6 protein-coding genes are annotated in these 10,875 nt (G+C 65.7%); 1 reads left to right on the top strand and 5 read right to left on the bottom strand.

The window, feature by feature from the left end; genetic code table 11:
• Nucleotides 1–32: 32 nt before the first annotated feature.
• Complete coding sequence (locus MOM01_RS03355) at nt 33–1,895, bottom strand: acyl-CoA dehydrogenase (RefSeq protein ID WP_241383958.1); 1,863 nt, start codon at nt 1,893–1,895, stop codon at nt 33–35.
• 172 nt (nt 1,896–2,067) lie between these two features.
• Nucleotides 2,068–3,270 (bottom strand): acyl-CoA dehydrogenase family protein, encoded by a 1,203-nt coding sequence (locus tag MOM01_RS03350; protein ID WP_241383957.1) that lies wholly within the window; start codon nt 3,268–3,270, stop codon nt 2,068–2,070.
• A gap of 704 nt (nt 3,271–3,974) precedes the next feature.
• Here MOM01_RS03350 and MOM01_RS03345 point away from each other — a divergent pair.
• Complete coding sequence (locus tag MOM01_RS03345) at nt 3,975–5,909, top strand: flavin-containing monooxygenase (RefSeq protein WP_241383956.1); 1,935 nt, start codon at nt 3,975–3,977, stop codon at nt 5,907–5,909.
• Nucleotides 5,910–6,037: 128 nt separating this feature from the next.
• Here MOM01_RS03345 and MOM01_RS03340 read toward each other — a convergent pair whose 3' ends face one another.
• From MOM01_RS03340 to MOM01_RS03330, 3 genes are all read right to left on the bottom strand, one after another.
• The gene (locus tag MOM01_RS03340) at nt 6,038–7,255 is read right to left on the bottom strand and encodes an ABC transporter substrate-binding protein (RefSeq protein WP_241383955.1); all 1,218 of its coding nucleotides are present in this window, start codon (nt 7,253–7,255) and stop codon (nt 6,038–6,040) included.
• 99 nt (nt 7,256–7,354) lie between these two features.
• Nucleotides 7,355–8,068, bottom strand: coding sequence for an ABC transporter ATP-binding protein (locus MOM01_RS03335; RefSeq protein ID WP_241383954.1), 714 nt, complete (start codon nt 8,066–8,068; stop codon nt 7,355–7,357).
• Nucleotides 8,065–10,806 carry an ABC transporter permease subunit gene (locus tag MOM01_RS03330; RefSeq protein WP_241383953.1) on the bottom strand — a complete coding sequence of 914 codons (2,742 nt, stop codon included), beginning with the start codon at nt 10,804–10,806 and terminating at the stop codon, nt 8,065–8,067. Before MOM01_RS03330 ends, MOM01_RS03335 begins: the two co-directional genes overlap by 4 nt.
• Nucleotides 10,807–10,875: the final 69 nt, after the last annotated feature.

The raw sequence follows: 10,875 nt of genomic DNA, 5'->3' as shown, positions 1-10,875 counted from the left end.
GGCGCGCATCATGTGTTCTCGGGGAAGATCCGTCAGAACGCCGCTTCGTCGAGGTCCATGACGGAGACGTCCACCTCGGAAGCGATCCGTGCTTCCGCGACCGTCAGGGGAAGGATGTTGCGGGTGAAGAAGCGGGCCGCCGCGATCTTGCCTTCGTAGAACGAACGGTCGGCTGCATCGACGTCACCGTCGAGAGCCCGCAGAGCGACCGCGGCGCTGCGCAGCAACAACCAGGAGACCACTACATCCCCGAGCGCGTACAGCAATCGGGTCGCGTTGAGGCCGACCTTGTAGATGTTGCGTTCGTCGCCGTCGGGGACGGTCGGATTCGATCGGGCAAGATCGGCCGTCATCGTCTCCACGATCGACCGGACCCCGTCGGCGGCCTCGAGCAGCAGGTCCCGTTCGGTCGCAAGATCGGCTTCGGCGCACGCATCGTCGGCAAACGATGTGATCTCACCCAGCAGATGGCCGAATGCCACACCCCTGTTCCGGGCGATCTTGCGGAAGAACAGGTCCTGCGCCTGGATCGCGGTGGTGCCTTCGTAGACGGTGTCGATCTTGGCGTCACGCACATACTGCTCGATCGGGTAGTCCTGGAGGTAACCGGATCCACCGAAGGTCTGAAGGCTTTCGGTGCCCAGGACGGTCCACGAACGTTCGGAGCCGTACCCCTTGACCACTGGGAGAAGCAGGTCGTTGACAGCTTCTGCGAGCGTCGTGTCCTCCCCCGCCGCGCTGCGCACCGCGATCTCGTCCTGCCAGGTCGCCGTATACAGGACGAGCGATCGCAATCCTTCGGCGTACGACTTCTGCGTGAGCAGCGATCGCCGGATGTCGGGGTGGGCCGTGATGGTCACCCGAGGGGCGGAGCGGTCGGACGAACGGGTGAGATCCGATCCCTGCACGCGCACCTTGGCGTATTCGAGGGCGTTGAGGTACCCGCTGGACAGTGTCGCGATCGCCTTGGACCCCACCATCATCCGGGCGTCTTCGATCACGTCGAACATCTGGTTGATACCGTCGTGGACCTCCCCCAGGAGCCAGCCCCGAGCCGGTTCGTCCGCACCGAGGGTCATCTCGCAGGTGGCCGAGACCTTGACACCCATCTTCTTCTCGACGTTGGTGACGTACACACCGTTGCGTTCGCCGGTGAGTTCACCGGTCTCGAGATCGAAATGGAACTTGGGCACGAGGAACAAGCTCAATCCCTTGGTGCCCGGGCCGCCCGCGCCGTCGACGCCGACCGGCCGTGCGAGGACGAGATGGATGATGTTGTCGGTCAGATCGTGCTCGCCCGCCGTGATGAACCGCTTGACACCGGCGATGTTCCAGCTTCCGTCATCGTTGCGGGTCGCTTTCGTGCGCCCGGCGCCGACGTCGGAACCCGCGTCCGGTTCGGTGAGCATCATCGTGGCACCCCAGTGTTTCTCGGCGGCCAGCCGGGCGATCTTCTTGTCGCGTTCGGTGCCGTGCTTCCACACCACGCGGGTCGCCGTCGGAAATCCCACATACGTCCACAGTGTCGGATTCGCACCGAGTACGAACTCGCCGAGGGCCCAGTTCAGCGAACTGGGCGCGTTTGTCCCACCGAGTTCGGGCAGCACACGCAGACGCCACCATTCGGCGTCCATCCAGGTCTTGTACGTCGCCGCATAGGAGGCCGGGACGGTGACCGTGTGGGTGGCGGGGTCGAAGACCGTGGGAGTGCGGTCTGAATCTTCGAACGATGCGGCGAGTTCCTCGCGCGCGAGACGATCGACCTCACGGAGGGCGATCCGCGCGGTGTCCGAATCCACTTCCTCGAACGGGCCGGTGCCGAGCACACGTTCGCGCTCGAACAGTTCGAACAGGTTGAACTCCACATCGCGGAGATTGCTCTTGTAGTGCCCCATCGTGGGTCCCTCTCACGCTCGTCGGCCCACCGGTCGGCAGGCCGGGACTGGTGTACACAGCACACCGACCCGGACACCGCTCGGCATGCCGGACCCAGAGCCTCTCCAGATCCGACGATCGCACGACATGTGGTGTCCGGGTTCGGAATGTGTTGTCGATCGGGTGTGTCGATCAGGCCTCTGCCTGTGCGTAGATCGGCAGCAGGACCGCAGCGGCGTCGACCAGCATCTTCTGATCCACGAGCAGATGCTGTGTCGCCACGTTCATGTCGCGGACGAAACGGCCCAGCGTGCTCGTCGAGGCGATGCTGGCGCTGCCGCCCCATCGGTGGGCGAACGTCACGACGTCGGCGCAGACTTCGTGCACCCACGCGAGCATCTGCTGGGCGCGGGCGATGTGCTCGGGCGTGATCGGTCGGCCGGAGTTCACGGCGTCCTCGGCCGACCGGACGACGTCGTAGCAGTACAGTCGCGCGGCCTGCAGTTCGGCTTCCTTACGACCGAAGTCGATCCGGAAGATTTCGGCCTCCCCCACCGGCACCGAGTAGGTGGGGCGGACCTTTCCGGCAGTCAGGGAGGCCACCAGTTCCAGCGCGCGCGAAGCGATTCCGAGCGCGATGGGGGCATGCGGAAGACCGCCGGCGAATTCGTTGGTCAGCCTGAACATCGTTTCCGAGCGGGTCGGCGTGCCCCCGAATGTCAGGGTGGTGTGCTCGGCGGGAACGAACTTCTTGGAGATCGTGTAGTCGTGGCTGCCCGTCCCGGCCAGGCCCCACACATCCCAGTTCTTCTCGAACTCCGCATCCTCCCGGGGCAGAAGAGCGATCCGCGCCTGGGGCTGCCCGTTCTCGCCGAGGATCGGGTTTCCCTGCTCGTCTGCGACGTAGAAGCCTGCACCGACCCACGTCGCGTGGTCCGAACCACTCGCAAACGAGTACCGGCCGTCGATGATGTAGCCGCCCTCGACCTGAATTCCGGGGTACCGAGGAAGAAGCTGGCCGGCGACGATGAACGGCTCGTCGCGGCTCAGAAGGTCTTTCGCAACATCCTCGGCCAGATAACCGACGACACCGGCGGTGCCCCACTCACTGGCCATCCACGCCCATCCGGTCGAGGCGTCGGACTTGGCGACCTCTTCGAAAACCCTCATGCCCTCGCTGGGCAACAGACCTCCGCCGCCGAGTTCCTCGGGGATCAGCATCCCGTGCAGGCCCTGTTCGACGAAGGCGTCGGCAACCGGCTTCGTGAGAGTGCGCTCGCGTTCGATGGCGGCAGCTTCCTGCCTGATGAGAGGTGCGATGGAACGCGCGCGCTGGAGGTAGTCGGCTTCTCGGGCGCTACCGGCGATCGTCTCCGGGCTCAGCGTCTCGGTCATGTTCGTGCCTTTCGTGCGGAGGTGATCCGGCTGCGTGCCCCACCATTCGAGTGTCTTCCACGCAACCGGCGTTCTTGGTCCCTACGGAGCCCCGAAGCAGATTCACGCAGCGCTCCGGTGTGATCAAGCTAACATAGTTACCGCTAATGTCAAGGGACTTATCAGCAGGTAGATGGTCTTTTGTCAAAGACAGATCCATAACAGTGACTCACATAGCGAGATCCTCGAAGCGGAGATTCATTACGGCCGGAACGGGCGAGCATGCGGAGCGGGAGATGCGCGCCGACCCGGGGATCCGTCCACGACACGGTTGTGAACCTTAACTCTACGTATTTTGCGCGTCAATATCGCTTTTTACTGGTATAGAAGACCGTACTGTTAGTACCGATTAAGGTGATAAGCACTCGAGCGGGTCTTTGCCACAAGCCGCTCAGTCACGGCACTACCGCGTCGCAGGACCACAACAGTGACTAACTAAAGACCTCAATATCCCTAGTCGGTGAGTCATTGACTCACCAATAGCACCATAGCTACCATTAACAGCACGTCAGGAGAGCGCGTCCGGAACCCGAGAGCACTCGCCGGTCCGCGACGACACGGGTCACCTTCGATGAAACCGCCTCCCCTCGAACACCTTTCATGAATCCTTCGAGATCCCTGACCGCCCGATCCACCACTTCGTTCCACAATCGGAAGGACGCGATATGAGCCTGGCAATCCCCCCGGATCCCGAACTCGACCGCGACACAGTGCGCACAGCCGTCGCAGCAGGCAACATCCCGTGCCTGCTCCCCGTCCTCTACCAATTGACCGGCGAGGAGAAATGGCTGTCGCCACCGTATGTCCCGACACCCACCAAGGGATACGAGGAACACAACGACGGCGGTTTCGACCCGCAGATCCAGGCGGAGATCCGTGACGCTGTCACCGACGCAGTACTGGACTGGTGCAACGGCAAACCGATCGCGCATCCGGCACCGGCCGGCGCGGAACTCGCCCGGTTGATGAGCACAGTCATGGGCGAGCCCGTCTCCGAACACTACTCGCCGATGATTGCCGAGCAGCTCGGCTTCACTCCCTACACGCCCACCGACGTCGGCTCGACGATCCGCTCCACCCGGCAGGATTTCGGTGTCGTCGTCGTGGGGGCCGGCATCTCCGGCATGACCTGCGCCATCAACCTCGAGAAGGCCGGCATCCCCTACACCGTGCTGGAACGGAACGACCGTCTCGGCGGCACCTGGTGGGAGAACCGCTATCCCGGGGCACGAGTGGATATCCCCAGCGACCTCTACTCGTTCTCCTTCCGGCCGAAGAACTGGTCCGAGCACTTCGCCCGCCGCGACGAGATCTTCGACTACGTCTCGGACGTGGCCGACGAATACGGCATCACCGATCGCATCCGGTTCGGACATTCGGTCGACACGGCCGCGTGGGACGAGAACGAGCAGCACTGGGTCCTGTCTGTCACGGGTCCCGACGGCGAGAAGCAGGAACTGCGCGCGAGCGCGCTGGTGACGGCAGCGGGGCTGCACAGCACTCCCAATGTTCCGGATTTCGAGGGGGCTACGGACTTCCACGGCCAGATCGTCCACTCTGCACAGTGGCCCGAGGACCTCGACGTCCGCGGTAAACGCGTCGCGGTGGTCGGCAGCGGTGCCAGTGCGATGCAGCTGGTGGTGGCGATCTCCGACCAGGTCGAGAGCATGGTCGTCCTGCAACGCCAACCGCAGTGGATCGCCCCGAACGAGAACTACTTCCGGCAGACCGACGACAGCAAGAACTGGTTGTTCGACCACATCCCGTTCTATCGAGGCTGGTACCGATTCCGTCTGTACTGGCTCTACACCGAGCGGACCTACGCCGCGCTGCCCGTCGATCCGAATCGTGAGGAGAAGGGCAAGCTCGTCAGCTCCCTCAACGACGCCTACCGCGCCTACCTCACTTCCTATCTCGACAGCCAGACCGCAGGCGACGAGAAACTACGCCGCAAGACCCTTCCCGACTATCCGCCCTTCGGCAAGCGTCTGCTCATCGACAACGGTTGGTTCACCACCCTGCGTAAGCCGCATGTCGAACTGCTCACGGACAACATCGCGCGGCTCACCCCGACCGGGCTCGTCACGGCGGACGGGGAGGAGCGCGATATCGATGTTCTCATCCTGTGCACAGGATTCCAGCAGCAGCGATTCCTGTTCCCCATGGATATCCGCGGACGCGAAGGCACCTCGCTACGTGAGACGTGGGACGACGACAACGGACGTGCTTACCTCGGAATCACCACTCCCGGATTCCCCAATCTGTTCTTCCTATACGGGCCGAACACCAACCCGCCCGGCGGCAGCTACATCACCATCGCAGAAGCACAGGTGCGGTACGTCGTCGAGGCGATCAGCCGACTCGTGACCGAAGACCTCTCGTCGATCGAATGCAAGCCCGAACCGTACGAGCGCTACAACGCCGAACTCGACGAGGCGAACTCGACGATGGTCTATGCGATGGACGGCGTGAACAGCTACTACCGCAATTCCAGCGGCCGAGTCGTCACCAACTCCCCGTGGCCGGTAGCCGACTACTGGGCCCGCACCGAGCGCCCCGATCCGGCGGACTTCACCGCGACGAAGCGTCGCATCGGCTGAACTGCTCCGACCACACGAACGGGCCGGATTCCCTCTGGGAATCCGGCCCGTTCCGTTCGAGCGACGGTAGGTGGTCTCAGCCGGCGGAGACGGTAGGTGGTCTCAGCCGGCGGAGACGGTAGGTGTTCTCAGCCGGCTGAGACGAACAGCTCCGATTGCAGATCGGTCTCGTCGAGGCAGACCGTCTCTCCCTCGTTGCGTGCCTTCAACTCCCCGTCACGGACTTCGCCGACGTAGTAGCAGGTCGGATAGGTCCGGGCGGTTCCCGAATAGGTCAGCGGCGGTGCCAGTCCGTCCAGGGTCTCCCCGTCCAGCTCGCTCAGGCCCCGTGCGACGTCGGCGCCGGTCGAGTCCGAGGTCAGCTGTGCCTGTTCGGCAGCCGCCTCGAACAGCTTGCCCGCGATCCACTGGTCGAAGGCCACGGCCGAGAACTGCTCGGATTCGGTGAGATCGTCGTAGTGGGAGTCCAGGATCTCGTGCGCCTCCCCCACGGCGGGAACCGACGGATCGAAGTACGGGGCGTTGGACTGGGTGAACAGCACACCGTCCGTCGCCGAGGACTGCACGAACTCGTTACCGAGTGCCCCTGCGGAGGTGTAGAACTGGGGCTTGTAGCCGATCTTGTGGCAGTCCTCCGCGATCCGCACGTCCACGCTGGCGATGTGGGCGAGGAAGATGCCGTCGACACCTTCGTTCTTCATGGTCTGGCACACGGCCGTGTAGTTCGGTGCGGTGGCCGCGGCCTTGACGGACAGGTATTCGAGATCGAGGTCCGCCGCGGACTTCGCCGCCAGCGCATCGGAGTCCGCGCACACCGGGGATTCCGAGCAGTACACGACACCGAACTTGGAGGTCCCTTCCTCCTTCGCCAGTTTCACCAGACCGTAGGTGATCACCGGATTCGGCGACCCGGCGATGTAGAAGTCGTCGCTGACGAGGAAGGTGCCGTCGGAGGGCACACCCCCGACCACCGGAATGCCCTTCTCCTCGACGTACTGGCGCCACGACCCGGTCGTTCCCGTGATGGGCCCGACGATCGCGACCGCGCCTTCCTCCTCGACGAGGCTCTTGACGGCAGCGAGCGCCTTCGACGGTTCCTGCCCGATGTCCTTGACGACGATCTTCACGGGATGACCGTTGATGCCGCCCGAGGCGTTGACGCTGTCGGCCCACGCCTGGGCGACGTCGTCCACGCGCCCGTGGGTCGGCGCGGACACACCGGAACAGCCGCACACCGTTCCCACGACGATCGGTGGTCCGGTGAGCTCGGGCGCCGCGGCGGGTTCGCTCTCCTGCGCGCCCGAACAGCCCGCCAGGACGAGCATGCTCAGGGCGGCCGCGCTCACGACGCACCTTCGGATCGTGTTCTTCACTAGGGCTCCTCTGCTGGAAAGAGTTGGTACGTTGTCGTCTTCCGCTCCGGTCGAGGCGGAAGGAAGATCCGGTCAGGCCGTTGCCACGTCGATGCCGAGATAGCGACTCGTGAGTTCGTCCTCGTCGAGGGCGGACGGCTCGAGCGCTTCCGACAGGCGTCCGCGATCGAGTAGGTGCACCACGTCGGCGCCGGCGAGTGCCCGTCCGACGTACTGCTCGACGAGCAGAACGGACTTCCCTGCCTTCCGGAGCACGGCCAGTGCCGCGAAGATCTGATCGACGACCAGAGGCGCCAATCCCATCGACACCTCGTCGAGCACGACGATCGACCTGCGCGGGACGAATGCGCGGGCCAGGGCGACCATCTGTTGCTGCCCACCGGACAGGCTTCCGGCCTTGGCGTTCATGCGGCGGGCGATCTCGGGGAACACCTCGAACGCCAGGTCGTAGTGGTCGCTCAGGGGCCCGTCGACGGCGAGGAGCAGGTTCTCCCGCACCGTCAGGCCGGGGAAGACCCCGCGACCTTCGGGGATCAGGCAGATCCCCGCCGTGGCGCGCTTCGTCGCTCCCTGGCCGGTGATGTCGACCCCGCCGAGCCGGATCGACCCGGACATCGGGGCCAACAGACCACCGATGGTTTTCAGCAGGGTCGTCTTACCGGCACCGTTCGGCCCGAGCAGGGCGACGACGGATCCGGGTGCGACCGTCAGGTTCACCTCGCGCAGCACGGTCGTGCGACCGTATCCCGCTGTCAGTGCGGATATCTCCAGCGCCGATGTCGTCACTTGACCTCCTCCAGTTCGGCCGCGGCGACTGCGCCGGCGGTGTCCTCCTCGGTGCCCAGATAGGCCGCCTGCACGACGCTCGACCGCCGGGCCTCGGCCGGAGTTCCCTCGAAGATGATCCGGCCGAATTCCAGGACGTAGACCTCGTCGCAGATGCCGAACACCAGGGAGACGTCGTGCTCGACGAGGATCACTCCGATGCCGCGTTCGTCGGCGACCTTCCGGATCAGTTCGCCGAGGCGGGCGGACTCGTTGTGGTCGAGCCCAGCCGACGGCTCGTCCAGGAGCAGCACGGGATATCCGCCGGCGAGGCAGCGGGCGACCTCGACGATGCGCCGGATACCGGTGGGCAGGCTCATGACGTGCCGGTCGGCCAGCTCCTCGAGTCCGCACGCCACGAGCGCGGCCTCGGTAGCGGCGTCGATCCGTTCACGTTCGGACGGCGACGAGTGCAGATGGGTGCGCGGATCGAGTCCGACGGTGCGTCCTTCCGCACCGGCCGCGACGTTCTCCCGGACCGTCATCGACTCGAACAGTTCGGCCGTCTGGAAGGTGCGGCCGATCCCGGCCCGTGCTCGGGCCGAGGGGCTCTTGCGTCCGAGATCCGCGCCGCCGAGGGTCACCGAACCCGCGGACGGATCGACCAGCCCGGTCACGGCATTGAACATCGTGGATTTGCCGGCACCGTTCGGGCCGATGAGCCCGGTGATCCGCCCTGGACGGCAGACGATGCGAGCACCGTCGAGTGCTTTGACCCCGCCGAAGACGACGTCGATGTCCTTCGCCTCCAGGATGACGCCGTCGGCGGCGACTTCCGGAAGCACAGGGCTCTCGGACGACTCGCTCCGCTCGGCGGCGCGCCCAGGCGACTCGCTCCGTTCGTCCGTCGGGCGGCGGAACCACCGGTCGATCGACTCCGTCACCACGCGGGGCAGGCCGATCGGGGGGAGCAGAACGAGGCCGATGGCGCTGAGGCCGAACAGCAGCTGGAGATAGGTGCCCACTTCGGTGCTCGGGAAGTAGCTGGGGACCAGCGTGTAGGCGGCGGCTGCGACGATGCCGTTCCACGGGGTCGCAGGGCCGTTGAGCACGATGATGACGAAGACCGTCAGCGACACGATGGGGGCGTAACTGTCCGCGGAGATCGTCTGCTGGGCCGCCCCGGCGAGAGCACCGCCGATCGCGGCGAGGAAGGCGGCCGCGCAGAAGACGAGGACGCGGGTCACCGCGGCCGGAACACCACTGGCCTCCACCGCTTTCGGCGACTGCTTGATGTAGGTCAGCAGGCGGCCGAGCCGACCTCGTTCGAGCACCGCCACCGCGAGCACGGCCACCGCGACGATCGCCAGGACGAGATAGAAGTATCCGGTGTCCGAGGTGAGGTCGACCAGCGGGGTGACCGGCCGACGGACCTCGAGTCCCGACGACGCGGCGCCGAACATGAAGTCCTGGGTGTAGAACATCTGCTGCAGGAAGATGCCGAACCCGAAGGTCGCGATGGCCAGGTACAGGCCCCCGAGCCGGATCGCCGGCACCGCCAGCACCAGGCCGATCGGTACCGCGACCACCCCGGCGAGGACGAGGGCGAGCGGCCAGCTGAGACCGGCACCCTGCAGCAGATGGGAGAACGTCACCGCACCGATGGCCATGAACGCGATCTGCGCGAGGGAGACCTGCCCGGAGGTGTGGACGAGCAGCGACAGCGACAGGAAGACCAGGACCATCGCCAGCGCCACGGTCCAGTCCACCAGGTGGATGCCCGCGAAGGCCGGCACGGTCGCCAGGAAGGCGAGCACGACGATGCCCGCGGTCACCTGGAGCCGGAGCGGGGCACGCCAGGCCGGACGCGGGTGCACCCGGACCGCGGTGCGGTCGGCCAGGTACTTCTTCGGGAAGAACAGCAGGACGACGAAGAGCACGGCGAACGGGAGCGCGGCCGGCAGGGAGGCGAGGATGCCGTCGGTCAGCCAGCGCGTCGCCAGGGATGCGAGGACGCCGACGACGAGTCCACCGGCGAACGTACCCGGAAGATTGCTGAATCCCCCGATTGCCGCGGCGGCGTAGGCCGCGACCACCAGCAACGTCAGCTGGACGGGGTCGAGCGGCATGATCGGGGCGAGCAGGACGCCGGACAGCGACGCCATCACGGTGCCGAGCATCCACGCCCAGCGGCGGACCCGGGTGGCGCTGCGCCCGACCAGCTCGAGCAGGTCGGGGTTCTGCACCACGGCCTTCATGGCGATGCCGGTGCGGGTCCAGCGCAGGAACGCCCACAGTCCCGCCGTCGCCAGCGCTGCGATGACGAAGGTGGCGATGTCCTCGAACTGCACGAAGGTGCCGCCGACCTCGATGCTGCCCTCGGGTAGGAAGGGCGGTACCCGCCGGACCTTCTGGGAGCCGAAGAGCAGCTCCACGCCGGCCTGGACGACGAGCAGGATGCCGACCACTCCGGCCACCTGCAGGGTCAGGGCTGCGCCCTGCAGTCGGCGGGCGAGGAACTCGAGGAGCACCCCGACGACGGGTCCGATGACGAACACGGTGATCGCCGCCGCGACGAGCCAGGGCAGTTCCCACAGCACCTCGAGCACGTAGAACGAATAGGCGGCGAGGGCGGCCAACGCGCCGTGGCCGATGTTGAACACGCCGGACGTCTTGTAGGTGAGGACGAGTCCGACCGCAGCGAGACCGTATACCGAACCCGCCACCAATCCGATGATGAGAAAAGGAAAAACGTCCACTCTTGCACTCCTCGAGCAAGGGACGCGTGCCGGCGAGCGAACGTCGAGCCCCGGGGGACTCGGATCGCG

This window comes from Rhodococcus sp. CH91, assembly GCF_022554085.1.
Classification (GTDB): domain Bacteria; phylum Actinomycetota; class Actinomycetes; order Mycobacteriales; family Mycobacteriaceae; genus Rhodococcus.
Note: the sequence above shows the minus strand (reverse complement) of the source record. Positions and strands in the feature narration are given on the sequence as shown.

Excerpts from the sequence above, each read along its gene's own strand:
- MOM01_RS03355 (WP_241383958.1), bottom strand. The coding sequence starts at position 1,895 with ATGGGGCACTACAAGAGCAATCTCCGCGATGTGGAGTTCAACCTGTTC.
- MOM01_RS03350 (WP_241383957.1), bottom strand. The coding sequence starts at position 3,270 with ATGACCGAGACGCTGAGCCCGGAGACGATCGCCGGTAGCGCCCGAGAA.
- MOM01_RS03345 (WP_241383956.1), top strand. The coding sequence starts at position 3,975 with ATGAGCCTGGCAATCCCCCCGGATCCCGAACTCGACCGCGACACAGTG.